We start from the raw sequence: 25408 nt of genomic DNA on the forward strand, positions 1-25408 counted from the left end.
AGTTTCATGCCAAAGGAGCAAATTATGATTACAAAATACCGAAAAGTGGATCCACTTTATCCTAACATAATGATTTTAAAAGAAGCAGCCGAGACTATTAGAGACGGAGGGCTTGTTGCTTTTCCAACTGAAACAGTCTATGGTCTTGGAGCAGATGGTTTTAATGAAGACGCCCTTGAAAAAATATTTATTGCTAAGGGCCGACCAATGGATAATCCATTAATATTACATGTTGCTTCTACAAAAGATGTTATGGATATAGCTAGTTATGTTTCTGCGAAAGCTAAAAAGGCCATAAATGCCTTTTGCCCAGGACCATTAACCTTAGTCTTGCCTAAGAACCCTCAAGTTCCTTATGAGGCTACTGCTGGTTTACCAACAGTAGCTGTTAGGATACCTTCCCATCCTATAGCATTGAAGCTAATTAAGCTTGCCAGGGTACCTGTTGCAGCACCTAGTGCCAATCTGTCAGGTAGGCCTAGTACCACTACAGGTTTTCATGTTCTAAAAGATCTAAAGGGCAAAATTGAGATGATTGTGGATGGTGGGCCTAGTCGTTGGGGTATAGAATCATCAGTAGTAGACTTTACAGGTGACACTCCAACTATTCTAAGACCAGGTGCGATTACCAAGGAAATGCTTGAAAGTGTAGTTGGACAAGTTCATTATGATCCTGGTTTAAGTGATAATAGAATAGCTCCTAAATCACCAGGTGTAAAATATATTCATTATGCACCTAGGGGAGATATGTATTTAGTACAAGGTGATGATCCTACAATGGTTGCATCCAAGCTAAATGAGCTTGTTAAAAAATATAAAAGCAATGGCAATAGGGTAGCCCTTATCGCTACTGATGAAATCCTCAAAATTATTGACAGCAAACAACCGGACTATAAGGCAAGCCTAGGTTCAAAACATGAGCAGGAATTAATTGCATCGAGAATCTACCATTTGCTTCGTAATTGTGATAAATTTAATATGGATGTTATTTTGACAGAAGGCTTATCTGAAAAAGGACTCGGTGTAGCAATCATGAATCGTCTATTAAAGGCGAGTGGAAATAGAGTTATAAAAGCTGAGTAATACTGGAGTTTTTAGTTGAATAAACTTGTAGCAGGGTTTTGATTTTGTTTAGAGGGGAGAAAATCTATGCTACAGGTTTTATTGCTAAGCTTATTAGCAGGCTTTGCAACTTTTTTGGGGGGATTATCTGTTTTAATTCTGGGGAAGCCAACAGAGAAGTCTCTGGCGGTTTTTCTCGGATTGGCAATTGGAATTATGCTGGGGGTAGTGGTTTTAGACTTGTTGCCATCTGCCTATACATATGGGACAATTTTAACCACGTTTTATGGCTTTATTTTTGGAATACTGTTTTTACTCCTCATGGATCAACTGCTAAATATAATCTCACCTACAACTCCGGCTCAGAGGGATATGAGATATCTCTTAAATATGGGCTATCTTATTGCCATTGGAATAGCCCTACATGACCTGCCTGAAGGTATTGCAATAGCAGTAGGGTATGCTGCCAAGGAAAATCTCGGTTGGTTAATTGCCCTAGCAATAGGACTTCATAATATACCCGAAGGAATGGCAACAGCGGCACCATTAAGAATGGGAGGAATGAAACCAGTAACAATTTTAATTGTTATTGGTTTCGTAAGCCTTTTTACACCAATTGGTACTTTAATTGGCCTTTTTATAATAAGCATCTCACCTGAAAAAATTTCGTTTTTACTTGCACTTGCTGGAGGAGCAATGAGTTACATAGTATTTTTTGAACTTATCCCAGAAGCGCGTCAGAGACATCCAAACTATGCGAGATTAGGAGCAATTATAGGATTTGGTGTTATTATAGTTTTGACTATTATTCATGGATAATCTAAAGCTAGGAGTCAGGAGTCGGTAGCCAGTAGTCAGAATAAGAGCACTAAGTTCTTTAGATTTTATTCTGTCTTCTGTCTTCTGTCTTCTGAATTATAGATTTAAATACGAAGTTTTAAGGAATAATAAGGAGCAGATGAGTTAATGAAAAAACATCGTAATTGAGCAGAGGGAGGTAAATAATGGAGTTTATAACTGTATTAATCATTGCAGTAGCTCTAGGAACAGATGCATTTTCCATGGCAATAGGTATTGGAACTTATGGAATAAGAAATAGACAAATTATCATTATCTCCCTCGTTGTTCTTGTATTTCATGTTATAATGCCTCTTGTAGGCTTATCTTTAGGAGTACTACTAGGTAGGGCCATTGGCAGACTAGCTGCAATTGTGGGTTCCTTAGTTTTAGCCTTTATAGGAATATTAATGATACGAGGGGGAATTAAGGGTGGTCAAGGAGATGGAGTTCCTATGGCACTAAAGCCACTCGGATTTCTTAATGAAAAAGGAAATAATATTAGAGTTGCAGCAGGTTTTTGGGGAATTATTGTTCTTGCTAGTAGTGTAAGCCTAGATGCCCTAACAGTAGGGTTTGGTCTTGGAGCATTACAGTTTAATCTAATTCTAACTGTGCTTACATTAGGTTTAGTTGCAGGCATTATGACAGCTGCAGGTTTTATATTTGGGAAAAAATTAGGTGGATGGTTTGGAGATAAAGCTCAAATAATTGGTGGAGCTATATTAGTTGCTATTGGTATTAGGATGTTCTTTTTCTAGGAGGGGAAAACCAAGTGTTTACAATATTATTTGTCTGTACAGGAAATACCTGTAGAAGTTCAATGGCTCGAGCAATAGCAAAGGGTATCATCAAGGAAAAAGATGCCGAAAAAAGAGTAAAGGTTGTTTCGGCAGGAACTTCAGTAATACCTGATAGTAAAGCGCCAGAGTGTGCAGTTAATGTCATGGAAGAAAGAGGTTTAGATTTAAAAAAACATACAGCAAAGCAATTAACACCAGAATTAATTGAAGAGGCTGACCTAGTTCTAACAATGACCAGAAACCATAAACAGCATGTTTTGACAATGGTTCCAAAGGCACAAGAAAAGGTCTTTACTTTAAAAGAATACGTTCGCAATTTGGATTCTCAAGAGGAAGTGGAAGAACAACTTATAGACCTAGCTGGCAGATTAGAGGATAAAGAAGTTGAATTCTATAAAGAAAACAAAAACGAAATTGATTCTCTAAAAAAACAGCAAAAGCAGCTCAAAGAACAGCTTCTAAATGTTGAGAAAAAAATCCAAGATTGGCACATTAGGTTTCATGCATCAACCAAAAGAGAGAGAGAAGATTTAAAAAGGTTGGAAGAACAAATGCTTGATATAGATGTTTACGACCCAATTGGACAGCCTATTCAGGTTTATGAGGAATGTGCAGATGAATTAGAAGAAAACCTCAGAATAATTTTTGGACAAGTTATTAATAGTTTAAATAAATAGTAGGAAGAGGTGAAACTATGAAGGTAGCAATAGCTAGTGACCATGGTGGTTTTGTGCTGAAGGGGAAAGTTATAGAATTTCTAAAGGAAAAGGGAATAGAGCATTCAGATATGGGTACATATAATTGTGAATCAGTGGACTATCCTGAGTTTGGAGAAAAGGTAGCCTTGGCTGTTTCACAGGGAGGCTTCGACAGAGGGATCTGTGTATGTGGGACTGGAATAGGTATTGGAATTGCTGCTAATAAAGTTCCAGGTATCCGAGCAGCCTTGTGTCACGACACTTTTTCCGCAAGGGCTGCAAGAGAACATAATGATACTAATATACTTTGCTTAGGAGAAAGAGTTATTGGCCCTGGTTTGGCAATGGATATTATAGATATATGGCTAAAAACTGACTTTGCAGGCGGTAGACATTCAAAAAGAGTAGACAAGGTTACAGAGATTGAGAGAAAATACAACAGGTGACACAGGGACGTTTCGTTTGTCACCTAAGCAGAAGTGGAATCAGAATTCAGAATTTAAAAGGAATTCTTAATTAATAGGAGGGAAAACTGATGAATTTAGAAATAATTAAAAAAGTAGATCCAGAAGCAGTAGAAGCGATTCTTCTAGAACTAGAAAGGCAAAACAGTCACCTAGAATTGATAGCTTCAGAAAACTTTACAAGCCAAGCAGTAATGGCTGCCCAAGGAACTGTATTAACCAACAAGTATGCCGAAGGATATCCTGGGAAGAGATACTATGGTGGTTGTCAGTATGTTGATATTGTGGAGAATTTGGCAAGAGATAGAGTTAAGGAAATATTTGGGGCAGATCATGCTAATGTTCAACCTCATTCAGGTGCCCAGGCTAATATGGCTGTTTACTTTTCAATTCTAGATCCAGGTGATAAAGTTTTAGGCATGAACCTTGCTCATGGAGGACACCTTACCCATGGAAGTAAAGTGAATATGTCAGGTAAATATTATGACTTTCATCCTTATGGTGTTGATCCTGAAACTGAGCAAATTGATTATGACAATCTTGCCAAGTTGGCAAGAGAAGTTAAACCAAAACTAATAGTAGCTGGCGCAAGTGCATATCCAAGAACTATTCACTTTGATAAATTTAAAGAAATTGCCGATGAAGTAGGGGCAATGTTCATGGTAGACATGGCACATATTGCTGGTCTAGTAGCAGCAGGCTTACATCCAAACCCAGTACTCTATGCAGACTTTGTGACTAGTACTACCCATAAAACATTAAGAGGACCTAGGGGTGGACTGATCCTCTGCAAAGAAAAATATGCAAAAGCAATTGATAAAGCAGTTTTCCCTGGTATGCAAGGTGGTCCGTTAATGCATGTCATAGCGGCTAAAGCAGTAGCTTTCAAGGAAGCTCTTAAGCCTGAGTTTAAAGATTACCAGAAGCAGGTTATTAAAAATGCAGCTGCCCTTGCTGGGGCGCTAACTGAAGAAGGATTTAGAATAGTGTCTGGTGGAACAGATACCCATCTAATGTTAGTAGACTTAAGGCCCAAGAATCTAACTGGAAAAGAAGCAGAAGAAACCCTTGATGAGTACAAAATTACAGTAAACAAAAATGCAATTCCAAATGACCCAGAGAAACCTACAATAACAAGTGGCATCAGGATAGGTGCACCAGCTGTAACTACCAGAGGACTAAAAGAAGAAGACATGAAAGTAGTAGCATGGTGCATAAACAAAGCATTAACAGGAACAGACTCTGAAAGAACAGAAGTAAAGAAAAAAGTAGCAGAATTAACTACAAAATACCCCCTTTATCCTGACATGGAAGTAAAGTGAAACTTGCCAATTCATTGGCCTGCTGAACTAATCAGGAAGTTAGCGCCCGTTTAGACAAAGCTACCTACGGACGCTTAGCTGCGTGGTAAAGTAAAAGTAGGATATAGAAGTCTTTCTTTTTGAGCTCGGCGTTTTTCGCCGGGCTTTTGTTGTTTCAGAAAGTCTATATTTTTTTTCACAGATTGCCCTTGCTATGGTATGATAATGATAAATAAATCATATAATTGTAGCATTTTGGGGGAAAACCAATGAGTATAATTAAAAGACCTACATGGGATGAATATTTTATAGAAATTGCTCAAGTTGTTGCTAAACGATCTACCTGTCTAAGACGATTTTATGGTGCTGTCATAGTCAAGGATAAAATACTTATAAGCACAGGATTTAATGGCTCCGCAAGAGGAGAGGCTAATTGTGTGGATGTGGGACAGTGCGTTAGAGATAAGCTTAAAGTCCCAAAGGGAGAACGATATGAATTATGTGTAGCGGTCCACGCTGAACAAAATGCAATTATCAATGGTGACCCTGTAAAAATGAAAGATTCCACAATTTACATAGCAGGTTTTAATTTTGATGGCACAGATGCTTCAGGGGAACCCTGTCTCATGTGTAGACGAATGATAACAAATGCAATGATCAAAAGGGTGGTATACTTAACTAGTGCAGGTGAAAGAAAGCAATACTATCCATGACAAACCCTTTGTAGTTAATTCTGTAATTAATTTTGTGATTAAGATGATGAACTTTTCTGATGATGAACTTTCTTTAGGATAATAATATTTTAAAACATTGACTGAATATAAAGTTTTTTGATATCCTATAAAGGAATTTAAATTTGTATGTTACAATGTAAACTACTTTATTTTAGGTGGTAATGTGGATGAAAAAAAATGTCAATACAATTGGAACATCGCAAACAAAACATTTTATTAGTTTAACAGCAATTTTATTTATTTTCTGGATTCTTATGTCTGGAAAGACTGAAGTTAAGTATTTGTTAATGGGTCTGGGTACAGTACTAGTTACTGTCTGGGTAACAATGCCGCTATTGCGTCTGCCTTCTGAAGATGGTAAGAGATATTTTTATGCCTTTGACTTTCCTTATGCTAAATATGCATTCTATTGGGTTTTCCTTCTTAAGGAAATTGTTAAAGCCAGTATTGATGTAGCCAAGATAGTTTTAGATCCTAAAATGCCTATTGACCCTCATGTTGTAAAATTTAAACGTCCTATGTTGAACCCATTAGCCCATGCGACACTAGCTAACTCTATTACTCTGACCCCAGGAACTATTACTATGAATATTAGTGAAGAAGGTGTCTATTCAATCCATGCTCTAACTTTAGGTGCTGCAGACGGTTTGGAAAATGGACAAGGGGAAATGATGAGGCGAATTAGCAATGTTTTTTGTGAGAACGAGGAAGAGATGGTAGCTAACCAGAAGGGGGGACAAGCCAAGTGACCATGGATATTTTTTTTATGGGTTTGATTGTGGGAATTGGAATTATGGTTTTTGCCATGATGTTCCGCGTTTTTCAGGGTCCTAGTGTCTATGACCGTTTAAATGGTCTAGGCGTGATTGGAGCTGATACAATACTCTTATTAATTTTGATTGGTTATATTGACAAACGCCCTGACATGTACGTAGACATTTCCCTTTCCTATGCTATCCTAGGCTTTATAGGTTTAGTCGTTATTGCTAAATATGTAGGAGGAAAGGAGATCTGAAAAAGTGAAAATACTAGCTATCTTATTTCTTTTATCTGGCTTTTTCTTTATTACTGTAGCTGCTATTGGAGTTCTCCGTCTTCCCGATTTTTATACACGTTTGCATGCCTCGGGTAAAAGTGAGACTCTAGGGATGATTCTTAGTTTTACGGGGTTGGCTATTTATGAGGGATTTAACATTACGGGTATAAAATTTCTTATTATTGCATTTTTTATTCTATTTGCTAATCCCATTGGTACCCATATTATATGTCGCGAGGCTTATAGATGTGGTCTTAAACCATGGATGAAGGGGGATTAGGAAAATGCATGTATTTATTATAGAGATAGTACTTTTGATTTTAGCAATTGTTACAGGCATTGTGGCTTTGAGTGCTAAAGACCTTTTAGCTTCCGTTATCCTCTTTAGCGCCTTTAGTTATTTTGTTGCTCTTATCTATTTGATTGTAGGTGCAGCAGACGTGGCTTTTACTGAAGCTGTTATTGGTGTAGTTTCAACAGTATTCTTTGTGTCGGCCCTCAACAATTTAAAGCGGAGGTGCAGCTAGATGAAAAAAACAGCAGCTTTATTAACAATTGCTTTAGCCTTTGTATTATTTTATGCTGCCTCAGATTTGCCTCAGATAGGTGATATAAATTCTCCGGCATCTACTCATGTATCTCCAAGATACATTGAGAATGCTAAAAAAGAGACAGGTTCTCCTAACCTAGTAACTGCCGTGTTGGCTGATTATCGTAGCTTTGATACATTAGGTGAAACAACAGTTATTTTTGTTGCTGGAATTGCAGCAGCGATGATATTACGTGGCATGAAGGAAGGCGGGGATGAAGAATGAAACATCCTTTTTCTAGTATCGTTTTAGATACAGCTTTTAGAGTCCTCGTACCCTTTACTATTGTTTATGGTGTATATGTTCTAGTTTTCGGGGAGTATGGGCCCGGAGGGGGTTTCCAGGCAGGTGCTCTCTTAGCTGTAGGAGTGCTCTTGTCCAAAATGATTCAAGGAAAAAAAGCAATATTTAATATTGGAGGTAGTAAGGCCCTAATCCTAGCTGGCATTGGTACCTTTATCTACGCTGCCGCAGGTTTTACAACCATGCTCTTTAGTGGTAAGTTTTTAGAATATGAAAGTTTGCCCTTGATGCTGCATGAACTAGCTGAATTTCATGTATGGGGTATTTTATGGATAGAGATTGGAGTAACCATGTGCGTTATGACTACGATTATAGCTATTTTTTCTGTTTTAACTGGAGAGGAGGGGCCATTTAATAATGTATGAATTTCTTACTAATTCTTTAATTTATTGGCTGGTGGCCATACTTTTCTTGTTGGGCTTTTTTGGAATTCTAGCTAATAATAATTATGTGAAAAAATTGATGGCCATGAATATCATGCAGGTTGCGGTTATCATCTTTTTCTTGATCTTAGGCCAGAAGCTAGGTGCAACTCTGCCTGTTTTATGGGGTGCCGATACTACAGTTGAACACTATATCAATCCACTTCCGCATGCCTTAATGCTGACAGCTATTGTTGTTAGCTTGAGTACTACCGGTGTTGCTTTGGCTCTTTTAATGAGGATTCAAAAGCACTACGGAGAAATAGAGGAAGATGTGATTCTACGGAGGATGAACAAATGAGAGAGCAACTTCCAGCTTTGATTGTTGTTGTGCCCCTAGCGGCTGCTCTTCTTGCTCCTTTAGTAGCCTATTTTTCAAAAACTATGGTAAAGTTATTGACGATAATGGCTCTCTTGGTAGCCAATATAAGTGCAGTAACAGTTTTAATCCAAGTTCTCAACGAAGGCACATTGAACTATCACTTTGGCGGCTGGGCACCGCCTTGGGGTATCGAATATGTCTATGATCCATTATCTAGTATTATGGCAGTCTTAATTGCCTTTGTGGCTTTGGTTGTAGCTATCTATGCCGGGCCTTTTCTAGAAAAGGATGCCAAGTTTAAAACGGGAATTTTCTATTCACTCTTCTTATTATTATCTGTAGGGCTTCTAGGGATGATGGTAACTGGTGATGTTTTTAACCTGTATGTATTCCTAGAAATTTCTTCACTAGCCGGTTATGCGCTGATAGCTGCCGGTGGCAACAGAGCAACGGTGGCCGCTTTCCGTTATCTATTAATCGGTACAATTGGTGCTTCTTTTTACCTTTTAGGTGTTGGTTATCTTTATGGAGCAACAGGAACCTTAAATATGGCTGATTTAGCAGAAATACTTGTGCCTTTAATGGATTCCTCGGCAGTAATTGTTGCTATTGTTATGATTGTGATAGGTTTGGGGATTAAGATGGCTATGTTCCCACTTCATGGTTGGCAGCCTGACGCTTACACTTATTCTCACCCTGCAGCTACAGCTCTTATTGCAGGAGTAATGGCCAAAGTACCGGCTTATGCAGCGTTAAGATTTTTCTTCTTTGTAATGGTAGCTAGTGCTGGTCCAGTACACAAAGCCCTGCAGGTGATGGGTTTGCTGGCAGCCGCTGGGATAATTATTGGTTCTATTATGGCTATAGCTCAGAAGGACTTCAGACGAATGCTGGCTTATTCTAGTGTGGCTCAAATTGGCTATATTATTGTCGGTTTGGCAATTGGTAACTCCCTAGCCTTAATCGGAGCAGTTTTGCACATTATTAACCACGCAATTATGAAAAGTTGTTTGTTCTTGGTGGCCGGTGGAGTAAAATGGCGTATAGGTGAACATTTGGTTGAGAAGTATAAGGAACTTAATAAAAAGTTACCTTTAACTATGGGAGTGCTGATCATTGCCGCACTATCCATGGTAGGCTTACCGCCTACTGCTGGCTTCTTTAGTAAATGGTACCTAGTTTTAGGCGCCATTGAAGAAGGCATGTGGTTTTATGTGGTAATTATTATTCTCAGTAGTTTATTAAATGCAATTTACTTTTTTAGGATCCTTGAAAATGTCTATATGAAAAAATCCGATCAAGAAGTTAAAGATATAAATAGTGATGGAAAGTTTGAGTTACCTTTACAAATGCTAGTGCCCATTATTGTTTTAGGTTTAGGCATTTTAATCTTAGGTATCTTTAATGAACCACTTGTTTCACAAATAATACAGTTTGCTATTCCAGGGGGTGGACAATAATGACACCAGAAATTTTATTAGACTATAGACCCTTATGGGCAGTCTTGATATCCCTTGTGGCAGCAATACTGATCCTGATGACAGGTGAAAAGAACCGAAACCTTCGAGAAACTTGGACTATTTTAGCAGCCTTTGGCAAAGCAGCCATTGTATTTTCCATGTTGCCCTTAGTCTTGGGAGGGAAGGTCATAGAAAGTGCGCCTATCCATGTGGCTTATGGGATTATTCTTCAATTAAGAGTTGATACTGCTGGGATGTTATTTGCCGGCTTAGCCTCTTTCTTATGGATAGTTACCTCGTTTTATTCCATTGGCTATATGCGTGGTCACAATGAAAAACATCAAACGGGCTACTTTGCTTCCTTTGCCGTTTGTTTAGCAGCAACCATGGGTATCGCTTTTTCAGCAAACCTTTTAACATTTTTCGTGTTTTATGAACTCTTGACTATTGCAACCTATCCTTTGGTTATTCATAAACGTGATGCTGAAGCTATTAGATCAGGTCGTAAATACCTAGCATATACGTTGATTTCTGGACAGCTTTTTTTAGTAGCAATTATATGGACCTATATTGCCGCTGGCACCGGTGATTTCCAAGCTGGAGGATTTTTAACTCTAGAGCATGGTTCCACTCGTATGCTGCAGGTGATGTTCTTCTTTATGAGTATTGGTGCTGCTGTTAAGGCAGGTGTTATGCCTTTCCACGGTTGGCTACCAGACGCCATGGTAGCTCCTACGCCTGTTAGTGCGCTTTTACACGCTGTGGCCGTTGTTAAAGCTGGCGCCTTTGGTATTTTAAGGGTTGTAGGTTATGTATTTGGACCAGAACTTTTAGGGGAAATTGGTGCAGCGGATGTTTTAGCTTGGTTTGCTGCTTTTACCATTATAGTGTCTTCGTTAATTGCTATGAATCAGGATAATCTGAAAAGGAGATTGGCTTTCTCTACTGTGGGTCAATTATCATATGTAGTCTTAGGAGTATCCTTAATGACGCCACTTGGTCTCTTAGGTGGGATGTTTCATATTATTGCCCATGCTTTTATGAAGATTACACTTTTCTTCTGTGCGGGAGCTATTTTGGTGACTGCTCATAAGGAAAATATTAGCGAGATGCATGGTATAGGAAAAAAGATGCCTATAACAATTGGCGCTTTTACAATAGCTTCCTTAGGTATTGCCGGTGTTCCCTTTATTGTAGGCTTTATCAGTAAATGGAACATAGCCCTTGGAGCCTTACAGGGCGGGCAGTGGCTTTATATAGTTGTTCTAATTGGTAGTGCGATGCTTGCGTCCACTTATTTGTTACCTGTAGCTTATATGGGCTTCTTTAAGAAGTCGGATAAATTTACTAAATACGGCGAAGCCCGTAAGGATATGTTAATTCCTATTGTTATTACGGCTACCATTTCTGTAGTATTAGGTATTTTGCCTAACTTTGGTGCTCATTTTTATGACTTGGCAACCATGTCGGCTCAAAGCATTGTGCACAGTATTGAGTTAATAGGGGGAGGGTGGTAGGATGAGTACAAAAAAAGTTATAACTATTGCTTCTCTTGTAATTATACTCTCAATAATTGTTGAAGTACTGTTTGTAGATATCCATGCTGAATTCTGGTGGCATGAGTTAATCGGTTTTGATGTTATTTTTGGCTTCTTAGGATGTCTGCTCTTGATTGTTGGGGCAAAAACCTTAGGTAAAGAATTTTTACAGCGGTCAGAAGATTATTATGCTGGAGGTGAAGAAGACCATGACTAGTATGCATCCGGGATTGATTTTAATAATAGGCGCTGTACTAGCTGGAATTCTACCGGGACGATTGCGTCAGTTCAGTATGGTTGCGGCTCCCGCTCTAGCAATCTTTGCCGTGTTTAATTTAGAAATAGGTACGGTATGGACTATCCCCTTTATTAATAATTTAGATCTTATGGTTTTAAAAGTTGATCGACTATCATGGGTATTCTCTTTGATTTTTACGATTATGGCTCTTTTGGGAAATATTTATGCTTTGCATAATAAAAACTGGGGAGAAGCAACATCTAGTCTATTATATACCGGTGGCTCTTTAGGTGTAGTATTGGCCGGTGATTGGCTGACACTTATTTTCTTCTGGGAGCTAATGGCTGTTTCCTCAGTATTCCTGATCTGGTATCGAGGTACTGCACAATCTCGAAAGGCTGGGTTTAGATACATTCTAGTGCATATGTTTGGTGGAAACCTGCTCTTAGCAGGGATATTCTTAAAAATCTCTGCCGGTCAGCCGGAGGTTATGAGCCTAACCGGTACAACTGATGCAGCCTTTTGGTTGATTTTAGCTGGAGTTGCAATTAATGCTGCTATTCCACCTTTGCATTCTTGGTTAACTGATGCTTATCCCGAAGGAACTATTACCGGAAGTGTATTCCTAAGCTCCTTTACTACTAAGGTTGCCGTATACTCCTTAATCAGGATTTTCCCTGGTACTGAATTATTAATATGGGCAGGGGTAATAATGGCACTATATGGTGTTGTTTTTGCCATACTAGAAAATGATGTTCGTCGCCTTTTGGCCTATCACATAGTCAGTCAGGTTGGTTTCATGGTAGCTGGAGTAGGAATGGGTACAGAGCTGGCCTTAAATGGTTCTACCGCTCATGCCTATAGTCATATTCTATATAAATCCTTGCTTTTCATGGGAGCCGGTGCAGTAATATACGCTACTGGCAAACGTAAGCTGTCGGATTTAGGGGGCTTATATAAGCAAATGCCTTGGGTCACCTTGTTCTTTGCAGTAGCTGCCTTCTCAATCTCTGGTATCCCTTTATTCAATGGATTTATCAGTAAATCCATGATTATTTCAGCAGCAGGGTATAGCCATATGCCATCGGTAGAACTACTGCTGTATTTAGCTAGCATTGGTACCTTTCTCTCTATTGCTTTAAAATTACTTTATTTCATGTTCTTTGGTGAAGACAAGGGTTTAGAGACGAAAAAGCTACCTACTAATATGTATATTGCCATGGCTGGAGGGGCATTCTTGTGTACCATGTATGGATTAGCACCTAACCTATTATATAACATTCTTCCATACCCAGTAGATTATCATCCATATGGCTTGTACCATATAATAGATACAGTACAGCTCTTGGCAGCGACTCTGATTGTTTTCTGGATTTTCCTGCCTTACATGGCGACCAAGCTTATGATTTCTGTAGATACTGATTGGTTTTACAGAAAACCATTAAAAGTTCTAATCCACGGTGTCGTTAATGTGGTCTGTTACATTCGTGAATATTCAGCAGCAAAGTTACTGTTGGCCCTAAAGAGCACAGTACCCTTTTTCGCTAACCCAGTTAAATTTGCCCCACAAGCAGTAGAAGCTTCCCTTGTAGCATATGACGAGGACCACTACCGCTTCCCAGTGGGGATGACTGTATTAATGAGCATTGTTGTCTTCTTGCTAACATTCTCATACATCATTTTCGCATAAACCAACCTTCAAAACCAACCACGGGGACGGTTCTCCTGGTTGGTTTTTGTTTTCAAAAAATGCGTGACACGGGGACGTTTCGTTTGTCATCTAAATTAACAAATTTACGATGACTATCAACGCTAGTCTTGCATGGGTTCAGCTATGCCAACAAGTTGGCAATTTTCGCTCTATAACTTTCAGATGGTTAGTGAAACTTAGTTCAGGTGCTTTTTCCTGAACTATAGTTGAACTAATCCTGTGGGAAACTCCACCTGAAGTCAAGAATCTTGTTTATTATTAGCGCAATAAGCCAGAAAGGAAAGGGATAACCCCTTTCTCCCTTCTGGCTTATTTTATTCTATAAAATCACAGGAACTTCAAAAAATATACATCTCCTTAGGGAGGAATCTAGATGTAAAAAAAGAATATATGATTAAGATGAAATAACAAATTTTAGGGAGGTATTTGATTTGGGTGGCTACACAGGAAAAATTCTAAGAGTTAACTTAACTACTGGTGAAATCATAAAAGACGAGCTGGATTTAGCTAAAGCAAAGAAATTTATAGGTGGACGTGGTTTAGGTGCAATGATGTTGTCGGAAGAAATAGCGTCAGATGTAGATCCATTGAGCCCAGATAATAAGGTTTTCTTTGTTACAGGACCTCTTACTGGTTCATCCGTACCAACAGGTGGCAGATTCATGGTAGTAACTAAATCCCCTTTGAACAACGCTATTGCTTCTTCAAATTCAGGTGGATACTGGGGAGCAGAACTAAAGTTTGCTGGATATGATATGCTTATCGTTGAAGGAAAAGCAGACAAGCCAACAAATATTTTCATAAATGATGACAAAGTGGAACTTCGCTCCGCAGAAAATGTTTGGGGCAAGATTGTAAGTGAGACTACTGACACATTAACAGAGGAGTTTGGCGATCCTAAAGCTAAAGTAATGTGTATAGGCCCTGGGGGAGAAAAACTATCATTAATCGCTGCTGTAATGAATGACCGTTTCAGAGCAGCTGGTAGAAGTGGTGTCGGAGCTGTAATGGGTTCAAAGAACCTGAAGGCAGTAGTAGTTAAGGGTAGCGGAAAAGTCGATGTTGCAAATCCTGATAAATTAAGAGAAGTACTTAAGGTTGCTTCCAAGAAGATTAGAGAGCACGGAGTAACTGGACAGGGCTTACCTGCCTATGGTACAGCTATACTTGTAAATGTTGTTAACGAAAGTGGCGTTTACCCCACTAATAACTTTCAGGAGTCCTTTTTCTCAACTGCTGAAGCCACAAGTGGAGAAACTCTTGCCGAGAAATATTTAAAGAAGAAGGATCCATGCTATCGCTGTCCAATAGCCTGCGGTAGATACTGTGAAGTAGATGGAGTAGGCGGAGGCGGACCAGAATATGAAACCATCTGGGCATTTGGTGCTGATGTGGGAGTAGATAACCTTGAAACAGTTATTAAGGCAAATAATCTATGTAATGAGCTTGGGATAGATACAATTTCCGTAGGTGCTACAATTGCAGCAGCGATGGAACTATATCAAAGGGGATATATCAAAGATGAAGCTTTAGCTGGTGGTCCAGCATTGAAGTTTGGTAGTTCAGAGGCTGTTTTGCATTATACCAGTGCAATAGGTTGGGGAGAAGGCCTAGGTGCTAAAATGGCTGAAGGTAGCTATAGATTGGCTGATTTCTATGGGGTACCTGAATATTCAATGTCTGTTAAAAAGTTAGAACTTCCAGCCTATGACCCTAGAGGTATTCAAGGGCATGGACTTCAGTACGCAACTTCAAATAGGGGAGGCTGTCACGTAAGAGGTTACTTGATCTCTCCAGAAATCTTAGGAGTTCCAGAAAAGTTAGATCGCTTTGCCTTAGAAGGCAAAGCAACATGGGCAAAAATATTCCAGGATTTGACTGCTTCAATTGATGCAGCAGGACTTTGCTTATTTACCTCTTTTGCATGGGGCGCAGATGACTATGCTGACGTATTAAATGCAGTAATGGGGACAGAACTTACTGGTGCTGATATTCTAGCTATTGGGGATAGAATTTGGAACGTAGAAAGAGTCTTTAACCTTGCAAATGGTTATACAAAAGATGATGATACACTACCAAGACGATTATTAGAAGATCCAATTTCAGATGGACCATCTAAGGGTCATGTTCACCGTTTATCCGAGCTTTTACCAGAGTACTATGAAGTAAGAGGTTGGGATGAAGATGGATTACCTACACAGGAGAAGCTAACCGAATTAGGATTAGTAGGTGAGAAGCTTCCAAAGTTCAAGGTAGGTTAAGACTAACAAGGAGCCAATTTTCCTTGAATAAATTAAGAGTTAGCTACAAGAAAATGCTGAGAACTTCCCTGATAAATAGGGAAGTTCTCTTACTAAAAGGTAGGTGCAGTAGATGTCATATAGGTTGGCCCAAGGAGAAGAGTTTGAGGTTATATTAAAACCTAAGAATAATATTAGAAAACTTTACCTGGAAATAACCAATCATTGCAACTTACAATGTAAAATGTGCTATAGACATGTTTGGGAAAATGATATGGGCTATATGCCTATTGAGCAGGTTGAAAAGATTATAGGAGAATTAGAAAGCTTTCCAAATATAGAAAGGGTTGTGTTAGGTGGGATAGGGGAACCTACCTACCATCCACAATTTGCGGAAATAGTAAAGTTGTTTAAAGGTAAATATCCCCTTACTATAACCACAAATGGAACCCTTCTAGAAAAAGAAGTTGCTGAGTTAATAGTAGCTGAAGAAGTTGCAGAGTTAATAATTTCAGTAGACAGCAGCCTAGAGGAGGGCTTTAAAGACATAAGGCAGATAGAACTTACTCCACTTCTGGAAAAGCAAAAATACCTTAAAGACTTAAAGCAAAAGAGAAAAACAATCTACCCTAGGTTATCCTGGGAATTTGTTGCCATGAGGTCAAATATAACTACCTTACCTCAAGTAGTAAGACTAGGTGCGGAATTAGGAGTTTCAACACTTTATGTTACTCACATGATGCCAGTAGATATAGAAAGTGTAGGAGAAATTTTGTATGAAAAGGGATTAACCAGAGAAGTAGGAGCAATCTTTCGTAGGGCTGTAAATGTTGGTTTTGCAACTGGTATCAACGTGGTACTTCCTACAACAGATTTGAAAACTGACAGGGCTTGTAGATTTGTAAATAATTATTCTGCTATAATAAGTTGGGATGGAGAAGTTTGCCCTTGCTATAGACTATTACACCCCTGCCAGGAAATTGTTTCTAAAAGGAGTAAGAAATTACTCCAAAAGTCCTACGGAAATATTAAAGAAAAAACATTAGAGGATATCTGGACAGCACCTGAATATATGAAGTTTAGATATAAGGTGCAGAATAACCTTTACCCTTCTTGTACTGACTGCGACCTAGTGGATGGCTGTGATTTAGTCGTTGATAGTGAACTAGATTGCATAGGTAACTCACCAGCATGTGGAGACTGCCTATGGGCCAGAGGCATAGTCTTCTGCCCCTAAAACCAACCACGGGGACGGTTCTCCTGGCTAATTCTACCTAAATGCGGCCTAGAAAGTCTAATATTTAGCATTTTTGCGTATATTGCTGTTTTCTAAGGTATGGTATAATTTAGAAAAAAGGAGTTCCACAATGCCAAGACAGCCGAGGAGTAAAAGTTCAACAGGGGTTTACCATGTCATGGTAAGGGGAGTTAATAGGCAAAACATATTTTGTGATGACGAAGACAGACAAAAGTATTTGTACATTTTGAAAAATGTTCAGGCTACAGATCCATATAGAATTTTGGGTTATTGCCTTATGAATAACCATGTGCATTTGTTGCTTCAAGAAGGAGACAATAATATTGCTCAAGTGATGAAACGTATAGGTGTTGCTTATGTTCGATGGTTTAATAAGAAATACAATAGAGTAGGGCATCTTTTTCAAGATCGCTTTAAAAGTGAAGAAGTAGAAGAAGAAGCATACTTATTAACAGTTTTACGATACATTCATCAAAATCCTATAAAAGCAAAATTGGTAATAAGTATTGACGCGTATCAATGGACCAGTTACAGAGCATATATAGGAGAAAAAACTTACCCTATGGACCTTGTGGAAACCGAACTTATTAATGATTTATTGGGCATAAGTGATAAAAAATCTTTTGAGGTTTTTGAGCAATACATGCAAGAGCCAAACAAAGATGATTGCTTAGAAGTAGATGAAAAACAACCCTTAACAGATAAAGAATTGCAAAAAATCATAGAGAGTTTAACCAATAGTTCTTCGCCTACTTCAATAAAGCATATGGAAAAGGCACAACGTCTAGAAATATTAAAAGAAATAAAATCACTTGAAGGTGTAACTGTTAGACAAATTTCACGAATTACAGGACTTGGGCGATACATAATAGCAAATGCTTAAAGAACCATAAAAGAACAATTATAGAAAACCAACTGTAAAAAAACCAACCATCAGAACCGTCCCCATGGTTGCTAAAAAGGAAAGAAAGGGTGATAGTGTGGAAATAAAAGTGAAGCTCTTTGCCACGTTTAGAGAGGGTCGATTTGCAGTAGAACAAATGGAGTTTCCTGAGGGTGCCACCGTTTTAGATGTTGCCAAGAAAATAAAAATCGAACCCAAGGAAGTATCTATTGCTATGATAAATGGGTTCTCTTCAGAGTTAGATAGTGTTTTGAATGAAGGCGATACATTAGTCCTATTTCCTCCAGTAGGCGGGGGTTAGAGGTGGTAATGGAGGTTGTGTTCGCGCCTTAGGGTAGTTTCCAAATATTAACTAAATCGCCTGTTGCTGAATTCACCTTTCCTGCTGCTATCTCAATTAAACAATTACTATATGCATGGGTTTTGATCGCGCCACAGAATTGATTATTAAATGGAGTTGTATACAAACAACCATGCTGTTCATAATAAGTGCCCCACAAAAAGCCTCGTAGTCCACCCTTGCGATGTACGTCTGTTGAAAGCTTTGCTTGGCTTTGTTCTAAATGCCTATTTGTGCCGGCAAGCTTTGAAATGACCGGGAACATGACTAATAGCATGGCAACAGCTGATCCGGCAGGATTACCTGATAAGCCAATTAGTAGCTGCCCATCTTTTACGGATGCGACAACAGGGGCACCAGGACGAATGGCAACCTTGTTAAATAATCTGGAAACAGATATCATATCCATAGCTTCTTTAATAACGTCATATGCTCCAGAGGCAGTACCTCCAGTTGAGATCACAATAGGCAATCTTAGCCGGTAGGCCTTTTCATATACCTGTATCACATCTTCAATCCGATCTTTGACTATTCCCAAACTTACTGGAACACCCCCAGCCTGTCGAATGATTTCAGCTAGTGTATAAATATTAGAAGCTCTTAATTGCCCATGTTGCAGTTGACTATGTACATCAACCAGTTCATTTCCCGTTGAAAATATCCCGATTTGCGGCTTTTTATAGACAGGGACAGGGTCAATCCCTAAAGTTGCTAAAACACCCATATGGGCACATGTAAGAACTGTCCCGCTGGCAAACAAGGGCTCGCCGTTAGAAATATCCTCACCTTTTGGGGCAATACATTCCCCACTAAAAATTTTCCTTTTGATAATAACAGTAGAATCATTCTCCGATTTAGAACCTTCAGCTTCAGAAGCAGTTTCTGTAACCTCTTCTTTCTTTACAAGACAATTTGCTCCCTGCGGTAAAGGGGCTCCTGTAAAAATCTTCATAGTAGTTCCTGGCACTAGTATTTTTTTTGAATAAGAGCCAGCGGCTACCGTATCTATGATTTTCATGGATACTGGATGATCTATTGTTGCTTCAAGTGTATCGGATGCTATCAGGGCAAATCCATCAATAGGTGAACGATCAAAGGCGGGGACATCCTCGGTAGCAACAACCTCTCTGGCTAACACTCTCCCGCCTGCCTCCCACAAGGGTACTGTTTCCACATTTCCAGGTAATAACAATGAACTTTCTAATTCATTGAATAAAATATCTATAGCATTCTCGAGTAAAAGCATTCTTAATTCCTCCCAATACAATGTCTTACTTGACAGAAAATTTCATATTAAATTTATTTCAACACTTTCAGATATTATCCTGTTTTAATCTAAAGAAGTATCTATTTCACTAGTTCACAAAATGAACTCGTTCAGCCAAAGCCGAACATCGGGGAATCAGATGGAGACTCTACTCCACCTGATTTAGAGCCCACTTATAGAAGTGGGGGTCTTAAGCCATATAGAATATTATGGATAAACCTTGGCGGGTAAAAGTGCCAGCCTACTATAAATATTTAACAATATTTATAGAATTTTTATAATTGATTTATAATGAGTTTATTATCATTACCTATAATGACCTTAGACTTAATAAAGGAGGTCATTATAAATGACTAAAATTAAATTAATGTATGATGTAGTGAAAGTTCTGAGAGTTAAAGAGATTTTTAAAGGAACTTTGAAAGTAGAAGTTAGAAAAGATCGAGTTAAAGTATTTAGCCTGGACAAGGAATTTGAAAAAAATACAATAACTGGTCAGGTTAAGGCAATGATTAACACAGAGGTAGACTATGAGGGAAATAAAGTTAAACATCAAAGCAGCACAGAATTTAACATGGAAGGCTGCAAAGTCAAACATCATGGTTTTATCAAACATATGCATGGAAACCGTAAGCATTCCGACATGAAATGTTGCGGGGTAAAGGATAGGCTTTCTAAGATGGCTTTCATGCTAAGTGTCTTAAATAATATGACTGTAATTGAACAGGAAGACAAGGGTGTAGAACTAGCTATCAACATCAATGAAATACCTGAAGACCTGAAAAATGCAATCAAAGAAAAGATGAATTATAAGGCCAATCATAAAATGCATCATGAAATGAACCAGCACCAAAAAGGGCACCATCACTGTATGAAAGATTTCTGCTTATCAGAGGATGCAAATGCTGACATTAAAATTCGCATCAATAAAAATAGTGAAATAGAAAACATTACACTTTCAGTTAGTGGAAACCAGAAAAATAAAATTAATGCATCAGATGAATTAAATGGATCAAATAAATTAAATCAAACAAATAATGAAACCCATGCTATAGATCTTGAAGCAGAACTAAATCTACTATGGTAAGTTTTTGAATAGAAATTCGCTCAAAAAATAAGGTGAAATTATAAGGCATAAGTAAGTAGTAAGGTTTTCAGTATAAGGGCGTGAGATTTAGGAAATAGTTTACGCCCTTATATTTTTTAACCATTGCAAATAAAATGTTATAATGGAACTAGTAATTGTAATGAATGAATGAATGGATGGAGACAAATATGTTTATGAAAAAGAAACAAATCCATAGATATTTTCATAAAGGACAACACGTTTGTATGTACCACAAAGATTTTCATATATATCATCGGTATTTAAAATGGATACGCCCAGCTGTGTTTCTGTTTCATCTTTTTATAGTTTATCTGCTCTTCAGATGGATAGGAAATCAAACCATTGCCATCCTTTTTGCAGTATTTATTAGCATTAAAGAAATCATGCATTTATCTTTCCTTTGGCGACTAGAGAATAAGATTTTCAAGCCTATGAATAAACTCAAAACTGCTGTAGATGAGATAGCTAATGGAAATTATAATGTGAAAGTGGACTATGAGGTATCAAATGAATTTACAGTTTTAATACACTCTTTTAATGAGATGGCTGAAAAATTACAAGAAAGCGAAAAAATACAGCTTGCCTATGAAGAAAATAGAAAAGCATTAATAGGCAATATTTCACATGATCTAAAAACCCCTATTACCGCTATACAAGGGTATATAGAGGCAGTTCTTGATGGTGCTGCTATATCACCGGAAAAAACCAGTAAATACCTAAAAATCATATATCATAATACTGTATATATAAATAAGCTCATTGATGATCTATTCCTTTTCTCCAAAATTGACATGGAAAAACTGGATTTTCAATACCAGGATATAGAAATACGTTCATATATGAGGGATCTCATGGAAGAGTTTCAGCTGGAACTAGAAGAAAGGCAGGTTAAATTTTACTATACAGATAAAATGGAATCTGAGCAGCTTGTCCATTTGGACAGAAAGAGAATACATCAGGCTGTGCGTAACATTATTGGAAATTCTGTACAATATGGAAATAGAGAAGGCTTAACTATCTGGGTAGAGTTGTCCTTAGAGGGTAATTTTACGTATATTAAATTAAGAGATAATGGGCCAGGAATCCCAAATGATAAACTTCCTCATGTGTTTAATAGATTTTATAGAGTGGATGTTGAACGTACAAAAGATTTTATGAGTACAGGCTTGGGTTTGGCTATAGCCAAGGAGTTGATAGAAGCTCATGGAGGAGAAATTACAGTTTCAAGCATAGAACAAGAAGGCACCTGTTTTACTATAATGCTTCCAGCTGCGAAATAATTAAGGGAGGTCGTTTATCTAAGTGAAACAAAAACAGATCTTAATTATCGAGGATGATATAAATATTGCAGAATTGGAGCGGGATTATCTTCAATTAAATGGTTATAAAGTAGATCTTGTTCAAGATGGATCACTGGGACTCAAGAAAGCCCTTGCTGGCATATACGACATTATTCTTGTAGATTTAATGCTTCCTAATACAAATGGATATGAGATCATACAGGAGATACGAAAAAAGCTCGAAATTCCAATCATTGTTGTTTCTGCCAGGAATGAAGATATTGATAAAATAAGGGGATTGGGCTTTGGAGCCGATGATTATCTAACAAAACCTTTTAGCCCAGCCGAATTAGCAGCTAGAGTAAAATCACACATTAAAAGATATGAGCGCCTTATGGGAAAAAAAGTGCCTAATGAGATAATAAATCATAAGGGGTTAGAAATAAATACAGCAGCCCATAGAGTCTATATTAATGGTAAAGAAATTCAAATGACCACAAAGGAATACGATTTTTTATTGTATCTTGCTTCTAATCCAAACATTGTTCTTAGTAAAGAGCAAATTTTTGATACCATATGGGGAGAAGAATACTATGGAGATACAGCAACAGTAGCTGTTCATATCCAGAAAATAAGAAAAAAAATAGAAAAAGACCCATCCAATCCGGAATACATTGAAACCTTATGGGGAGCAGGGTATCGTTTTAACTCGTAGGCAGGGATATATAAAACTACTTGGTAATCATGGATAACTTAACTAATGAAAAGCTTAGAGAAAACATAGAACGTGATTGTATAGAAATATATAAATCATAATCAAATAGAAACAGATTAGTGTATATAGATCTTGGTCTTTATAAGAAAGTCTGCCTATATTAGAACCCCCTGACTTTAGGCATGGGGAGTTTCAGAGGACTTGGGCGATACATAATAGCAAATGCTTAAAGAACCATAAAAAACAACTATAGAAAACCAACTGTAAAAAACCAACCATCAGAACCGTCCCCGTGGTTGCTATACGCTATCCGATTTGCAAAACTTTACCAATAATAATATTCTTATCTGTACACATAATATGTCTATGGCGAAGCGATTTTTTATTTACGGATTAATAGGATGGATTATGGAAATATTGTGGACTGGATCTTTATCTGCCCTCGCTGGGGATTGGCGACTAATGTCCACCACATATATGTGGATGTTTCCCATTTATGGGCTAGCGGTTTTTCTGGAGCCTCTTCATGATCATATTCGTCAATGGCCCTGGTGGATGCGGGGTGTGGTCTGGGTGGGTACCATTTGGTTTATAGAATCTAGTACAGGATTGCTAATTCAATCACTCATCGGAAGACCCCCCTGGGACTATACAAAATCTGCATGGCAGATAGCTGGACTTATTAGAGTAGACATGGCTCCCCTGTGGTTTCTAGTGGGTCTCCTTTTTGAGAGGTTGCATGATTATTTGATACAGGTTATCAAGATTCGGTGACAAACACGGTTTATCCGTGTTTTTTGTATTCTAACTTGCTACTTGATTATATCTATCAAAGCGTGTTAGTGTATTGGTGGATGAAAATTTCTGAGGGCACAAGAATTGCCCAACTTGACTTAAAAGAGGTGTTATTGTGGTTAAAAAGGTTCGTATAATTGGCGTACCTGTTGATTTAGGGGCAGACCGAAGAGGCGTTGACATGGGGCCGAGTGCAATTCGCTACGCAGGGATAGTATCTAAAATTAAAAAATTAGGTATTCAAGTTGAAGACAGAGGAAATATTTCCGTTGCAGTATCTGAAAGCAGCCAACAAGGAGAGCCTAACTGCAAGTACTTAAATGAAATCAGTCAGTACAGCGAACTTCTTGCCCAGGAGGTTTTACAAGCATTCGAAGATAAATGTTTGCCTTTGGTGATAGGTGGTGACCACAGTATAGCAATAGGAGCCGTTGCTGGAGCAGCAAAAGCTTGCCAAAAAACAGGATTAATCTGGTTTGACAGCCATGGGGATTTCAATACCCCGGAAACTACTTCTAGCGGCAATATCCATGGGATGCCATTAGCAGTCTCGACTGGAAGGGGAGCCGATTCCCTTGTAAACTGTGGTGGACTTGTACCGAAGGTTGCAGAAGAGAATACTGTATTAATTGGTATTCGGAGTTTGGATGAGGAAGAAGCACGTCTCATGGCTGAGAGTAAGATGACTATTTTTACCATGAAAGAAGTAGATCGTATAGGTATTAGAGATGTTGTTAACCAGGCTTTAGTAATAGCGAAGAATGGTACATCCGGGTTGCATATTAGTTTGGATATGGATGCTATCGACCCCATAACTGCTCCAGGAGTTGGGACACCTGTTCGAGGAGGCTTAAGCTATAGGGAAATACATCTTGCCATGGAGCTTATTGCTGAAGAGGGGATCCTTACTTCCATTGATATATCAGAAGTAAACCCTATTTTGGATCAACGAAATGCAACAGCAGAGCTGGCAGTTGAACTGGTGCTGTCAATGCTGGGCAAAACAATTCTTTAACCTTATGATAACTGCTCCGCAGGGAAGTTCCTACGTAATATTTCTATAAATAGCTCTAAGGCCTTGGTTTGAAAAGGGGCCAATTGGGTTACCAAGGAAAAATTCCTGGTAACAGGAAAACCTTTGATTCTTAGCATATTCAAGGTTCCCAGTTGGAGCTCCTTTTTTATTGCCCAATCAGATAGAAGCGTAACCCCAAGGCCTGCTTCCACAGATTCTTTGATTATCTGAGTACTACCAAACTCAATTAGATTTTCTGGAAAAAAACTCATATCTTTAAACATTTTTTCTATGGCATCCCTAGTCCCAGAGCCCTTTTCGCGAACTATCCAAGTTTCATTACTTAAATCGGCCAAAATTACCTCACCCTGCCGTGCTGACCAATGCTTAGCAGAAGCAACAACAAACATTACATCATTAGCAAAGGGCTCTATATGTAGTTTTTCAAATTTTTGCTCTCCCTCTACAATTCCAACATCTAACTGATTACCAAGTACTAATCTTTCAATTCTATTAGTATTATTAATGACTATTCTCGGTTTTATGAGGGGGTAATGATCCCGCATTTGAGCAATTAAATGCGGCAATACATATTCACCAAATGTATAGCTGGCTCCGATGGATAAAGTGCCACTAGCTTTGTGGGTTAAATCGTCTACCAAAGATTGCATCCGTGTATAAAGGCTCAAGATCTCCTGAGCATGATGATAGACAATCTCTCCTGCCTTATTTAACCGCACATATTTGTTTGTTCGTTCCAAAAGTCTAGTTCCTATAGTAGCTTCCAAGGTTTGAATATACTGACTAACTGCTGGCTGAGTCATATGTAACGCTTCCGCTGCCCTGGAAAAATTCTTTTTATCTACTACTGCTAAAAAGACTTGTAATTGTTGTTGCATTCAAATCACCTCTCATTATGAGTATACCATAACTGTTTACTTATTATCACAATCTCAACTAATTATTT

29 protein-coding genes are annotated in these 25408 nt (G+C 38.3%); 27 read left to right on the forward strand and 2 right to left on the reverse strand.

The genetic code is table 11. The features are described 5' to 3' along the window. Positions 1-24: 24 nt before the first annotated feature. The 22 genes from APF76_17415 to APF76_17520 all read left to right on the forward strand — a co-directional run bounded on the left by APF76_17415 (position 25) and on the right by APF76_17520 (position 18222). Positions 25-1083 carry a tRNA threonylcarbamoyladenosine biosynthesis protein gene (locus APF76_17415; protein KUO51260.1) on the forward strand — a complete coding sequence of 353 codons (1059 nt, stop codon included), beginning with the start codon at positions 25-27 and terminating at the stop codon, positions 1081-1083. A 66-nt stretch (positions 1084-1149) separates the two neighbouring features. Beyond that, positions 1150-1881, forward strand: a complete 732-nt coding sequence (locus tag APF76_17420; GenBank protein KUO51261.1) for a hypothetical protein — start codon at positions 1150-1152, stop codon at positions 1879-1881. Between the two features lie 185 nt (positions 1882-2066). Then, the gene (locus APF76_17425; protein ID KUO51262.1) at positions 2067-2660 is read left to right on the forward strand and encodes a hypothetical protein; all 594 of its coding nucleotides are present in this window, start codon (positions 2067-2069) and stop codon (positions 2658-2660) included. Between the two features lie 14 nt (positions 2661-2674). Then, positions 2675-3379 carry a hypothetical protein gene (locus APF76_17430; protein ID KUO51263.1) on the forward strand — a complete coding sequence of 235 codons (705 nt, stop codon included), beginning with the start codon at positions 2675-2677 and terminating at the stop codon, positions 3377-3379. 17 nt (positions 3380-3396) lie between these two features. Then, positions 3397-3846: a ribose-5-phosphate isomerase gene (locus APF76_17435; GenBank protein ID KUO51264.1), complete on the forward strand. Its 450-nt coding sequence runs from the start codon at positions 3397-3399 to the stop codon at positions 3844-3846. 89 nt (positions 3847-3935) lie between these two features. Then, positions 3936-5186, forward strand: a complete 1251-nt coding sequence (locus tag APF76_17440) for a serine hydroxymethyltransferase (protein KUO51265.1) — start codon at positions 3936-3938, stop codon at positions 5184-5186. Between the two features lie 248 nt (positions 5187-5434). Then, positions 5435-5878, forward strand: coding sequence for a cytidine deaminase (locus APF76_17445; GenBank protein KUO51266.1), 444 nt, complete (start codon positions 5435-5437; stop codon positions 5876-5878). A gap of 188 nt (positions 5879-6066) precedes the next feature. After that, a complete protein-coding gene (locus APF76_17450) occupies positions 6067-6648 on the forward strand; it encodes a hypothetical protein (GenBank protein KUO51267.1) in 582 nt (193 codons plus the stop codon). A gap of 2 nt (positions 6649-6650) precedes the next feature. Then, positions 6651-6914, forward strand: a complete 264-nt coding sequence (locus APF76_17455) for a pH regulation protein F (GenBank protein KUO51333.1) — start codon at positions 6651-6653, stop codon at positions 6912-6914. 4 nt (positions 6915-6918) lie between these two features. Next, entirely contained in the window at positions 6919-7215 is a 297-nt protein-coding gene (locus APF76_17460) for a cation:proton antiporter (GenBank protein KUO51268.1), read from the forward strand. Between the two features lie 4 nt (positions 7216-7219). Further along, the gene (locus APF76_17465) at positions 7220-7462 is read left to right on the forward strand and encodes a cation:proton antiporter (GenBank protein KUO51269.1); all 243 of its coding nucleotides are present in this window, start codon (positions 7220-7222) and stop codon (positions 7460-7462) included. Next, on the forward strand, positions 7463-7750 hold the full coding sequence (locus tag APF76_17470) for a hypothetical protein (GenBank protein KUO51270.1): 288 nt from the start codon (positions 7463-7465) through the stop codon (positions 7748-7750). Beyond that, positions 7747-8193 carry a hypothetical protein gene (locus APF76_17475; protein ID KUO51271.1) on the forward strand — a complete coding sequence of 149 codons (447 nt, stop codon included), beginning with the start codon at positions 7747-7749 and terminating at the stop codon, positions 8191-8193. The genes APF76_17470 and APF76_17475 overlap by 4 nt, the downstream gene beginning before the upstream one ends. Then, on the forward strand, positions 8186-8551 hold the full coding sequence (locus APF76_17480; GenBank protein KUO51272.1) for an NADH-quinone oxidoreductase subunit J: 366 nt from the start codon (positions 8186-8188) through the stop codon (positions 8549-8551). Before APF76_17475 ends, APF76_17480 begins: the two co-directional genes overlap by 8 nt. After that, entirely contained in the window at positions 8548-10032 is a 1485-nt protein-coding gene (locus APF76_17485; GenBank protein ID KUO51273.1) for a hypothetical protein, read from the forward strand. The genes APF76_17480 and APF76_17485 overlap by 4 nt, the downstream gene beginning before the upstream one ends. Next, positions 10032-11549, forward strand: a complete 1518-nt coding sequence (locus tag APF76_17490) for a cation:proton antiporter (protein ID KUO51274.1) — start codon at positions 10032-10034, stop codon at positions 11547-11549. Before APF76_17485 ends, APF76_17490 begins: the two co-directional genes overlap by 1 nt. 1 nt (position 11550) lies before the next feature. Further along, on the forward strand, positions 11551-11787 hold the full coding sequence (locus tag APF76_17495) for a hypothetical protein (GenBank protein ID KUO51275.1): 237 nt from the start codon (positions 11551-11553) through the stop codon (positions 11785-11787). Further along, positions 11780-13498: a cation:proton antiporter gene (locus APF76_17500; protein ID KUO51276.1), complete on the forward strand. Its 1719-nt coding sequence runs from the start codon at positions 11780-11782 to the stop codon at positions 13496-13498. The genes APF76_17495 and APF76_17500 overlap by 8 nt, the downstream gene beginning before the upstream one ends. 452 nt (positions 13499-13950) lie before the next feature. Beyond that, positions 13951-15780 carry an aldehyde ferredoxin oxidoreductase gene (locus APF76_17505; protein KUO51277.1) on the forward strand — a complete coding sequence of 610 codons (1830 nt, stop codon included), beginning with the start codon at positions 13951-13953 and terminating at the stop codon, positions 15778-15780. Positions 15781-15892: 112 nt separating this feature from the next. Continuing rightward, positions 15893-16996 (forward strand): hypothetical protein, encoded by a 1104-nt coding sequence (locus APF76_17510; GenBank protein KUO51278.1) that lies wholly within the window; start codon positions 15893-15895, stop codon positions 16994-16996. Between the two features lie 130 nt (positions 16997-17126). Further along, complete coding sequence (locus APF76_17515) at positions 17127-17900, forward strand: hypothetical protein (GenBank protein KUO51279.1); 774 nt, start codon at positions 17127-17129, stop codon at positions 17898-17900. A gap of 97 nt (positions 17901-17997) precedes the next feature. Next, positions 17998-18222, forward strand: a complete 225-nt coding sequence (locus APF76_17520) for a molybdopterin synthase sulfur carrier subunit (GenBank protein KUO51334.1) — start codon at positions 17998-18000, stop codon at positions 18220-18222. A gap of 28 nt (positions 18223-18250) precedes the next feature. Here the strand turns inward: APF76_17520 and APF76_17525 are convergent, their stop codons facing one another. Continuing rightward, entirely contained in the window at positions 18251-19507 is a 1257-nt protein-coding gene (locus APF76_17525) for a hypothetical protein (GenBank protein KUO51280.1), read from the reverse strand. 370 nt (positions 19508-19877) lie between these two features. On the opposite strand from APF76_17525, the gene APF76_17530 reads away from it, so the two are divergent. The 5 genes from APF76_17530 to APF76_17550 all read left to right on the forward strand — a co-directional run bounded on the left by APF76_17530 (position 19878) and on the right by APF76_17550 (position 24441). Further along, on the forward strand, positions 19878-20615 hold the full coding sequence (locus tag APF76_17530) for a hypothetical protein (GenBank protein ID KUO51281.1): 738 nt from the start codon (positions 19878-19880) through the stop codon (positions 20613-20615). 176 nt (positions 20616-20791) lie between these two features. Then, positions 20792-21916 (forward strand): histidine kinase, encoded by a 1125-nt coding sequence (locus APF76_17535; GenBank protein KUO51282.1) that lies wholly within the window; start codon positions 20792-20794, stop codon positions 21914-21916. 22 nt (positions 21917-21938) lie between these two features. Continuing rightward, entirely contained in the window at positions 21939-22631 is a 693-nt protein-coding gene (locus APF76_17540) for a two-component system response regulator (protein KUO51283.1), read from the forward strand. A gap of 366 nt (positions 22632-22997) precedes the next feature. After that, positions 22998-23405 (forward strand): hypothetical protein, encoded by a 408-nt coding sequence (locus tag APF76_17545; protein ID KUO51335.1) that lies wholly within the window; start codon positions 22998-23000, stop codon positions 23403-23405. A 133-nt stretch (positions 23406-23538) separates the two neighbouring features. Further along, complete coding sequence (locus tag APF76_17550) at positions 23539-24441, forward strand: arginase (protein ID KUO51284.1); 903 nt, start codon at positions 23539-23541, stop codon at positions 24439-24441. A gap of 2 nt (positions 24442-24443) precedes the next feature. Here APF76_17550 and APF76_17555 read toward each other — a convergent pair whose 3' ends face one another. Beyond that, entirely contained in the window at positions 24444-25340 is an 897-nt protein-coding gene (locus APF76_17555; GenBank protein ID KUO51285.1) for a transcriptional regulator, read from the reverse strand. Positions 25341-25408 lie beyond the last annotated feature (68 nt).

This window comes from Desulfitibacter sp. BRH_c19 (genome assembly GCA_001515945.1).
Taxonomy (GTDB): Bacteria; Bacillota; DSM-16504; order Desulfitibacterales; family Desulfitibacteraceae; genus Desulfitibacter.

What these genes read in the sequence shown, in the direction of transcription:
- APF76_17535 (KUO51282.1), top strand. Translation starts at nt 20,792, where the DNA reads ATGGAGACAAATATGTTTATGAAAAAGAAACAAATCCATAGATATTTT.
- APF76_17510 (KUO51278.1), top strand. Translation starts at nt 15,893, where the DNA reads ATGTCATATAGGTTGGCCCAAGGAGAAGAGTTTGAGGTTATATTAAAA.
- APF76_17415 (KUO51260.1), top strand. Translation starts at nt 25, where the DNA reads ATGATTACAAAATACCGAAAAGTGGATCCACTTTATCCTAACATAATG.
- APF76_17500 (KUO51276.1), top strand. Translation starts at nt 11,780, where the DNA reads ATGACTAGTATGCATCCGGGATTGATTTTAATAATAGGCGCTGTACTA.
- APF76_17435 (KUO51264.1), top strand. Translation starts at nt 3,397, where the DNA reads ATGAAGGTAGCAATAGCTAGTGACCATGGTGGTTTTGTGCTGAAGGGG.
- APF76_17545 (KUO51335.1), top strand. Translation starts at nt 22,998, where the DNA reads ATGGCGAAGCGATTTTTTATTTACGGATTAATAGGATGGATTATGGAA.
- APF76_17555 (KUO51285.1), bottom strand. Translation starts at nt 25,340, where the DNA reads ATGCAACAACAATTACAAGTCTTTTTAGCAGTAGTAGATAAAAAGAAT.
- APF76_17450 (KUO51267.1), top strand. Translation starts at nt 6,067, where the DNA reads ATGAAAAAAAATGTCAATACAATTGGAACATCGCAAACAAAACATTTT.
- APF76_17475 (KUO51271.1), top strand. Translation starts at nt 7,747, where the DNA reads ATGAAACATCCTTTTTCTAGTATCGTTTTAGATACAGCTTTTAGAGTC.
- APF76_17515 (KUO51279.1), top strand. Translation starts at nt 17,127, where the DNA reads ATGCCAAGACAGCCGAGGAGTAAAAGTTCAACAGGGGTTTACCATGTC.
- APF76_17455 (KUO51333.1), top strand. Translation starts at nt 6,651, where the DNA reads ATGGATATTTTTTTTATGGGTTTGATTGTGGGAATTGGAATTATGGTT.
- APF76_17445 (KUO51266.1), top strand. Translation starts at nt 5,435, where the DNA reads ATGAGTATAATTAAAAGACCTACATGGGATGAATATTTTATAGAAATT.
- APF76_17480 (KUO51272.1), top strand. Translation starts at nt 8,186, where the DNA reads ATGTATGAATTTCTTACTAATTCTTTAATTTATTGGCTGGTGGCCATA.
- APF76_17470 (KUO51270.1), top strand. Translation starts at nt 7,463, where the DNA reads ATGAAAAAAACAGCAGCTTTATTAACAATTGCTTTAGCCTTTGTATTA.
- APF76_17495 (KUO51275.1), top strand. Translation starts at nt 11,551, where the DNA reads ATGAGTACAAAAAAAGTTATAACTATTGCTTCTCTTGTAATTATACTC.
- APF76_17485 (KUO51273.1), top strand. Translation starts at nt 8,548, where the DNA reads ATGAGAGAGCAACTTCCAGCTTTGATTGTTGTTGTGCCCCTAGCGGCT.
- APF76_17465 (KUO51269.1), top strand. Translation starts at nt 7,220, where the DNA reads ATGCATGTATTTATTATAGAGATAGTACTTTTGATTTTAGCAATTGTT.
- APF76_17440 (KUO51265.1), top strand. Translation starts at nt 3,936, where the DNA reads ATGAATTTAGAAATAATTAAAAAAGTAGATCCAGAAGCAGTAGAAGCG.
- APF76_17490 (KUO51274.1), top strand. Translation starts at nt 10,032, where the DNA reads ATGACACCAGAAATTTTATTAGACTATAGACCCTTATGGGCAGTCTTG.
- APF76_17530 (KUO51281.1), top strand. Translation starts at nt 19,878, where the DNA reads ATGACTAAAATTAAATTAATGTATGATGTAGTGAAAGTTCTGAGAGTT.
- APF76_17420 (KUO51261.1), top strand. Translation starts at nt 1,150, where the DNA reads ATGCTACAGGTTTTATTGCTAAGCTTATTAGCAGGCTTTGCAACTTTT.
- APF76_17425 (KUO51262.1), top strand. Translation starts at nt 2,067, where the DNA reads ATGGAGTTTATAACTGTATTAATCATTGCAGTAGCTCTAGGAACAGAT.
- APF76_17525 (KUO51280.1), bottom strand. Translation starts at nt 19,507, where the DNA reads ATGCTTTTACTCGAGAATGCTATAGATATTTTATTCAATGAATTAGAA.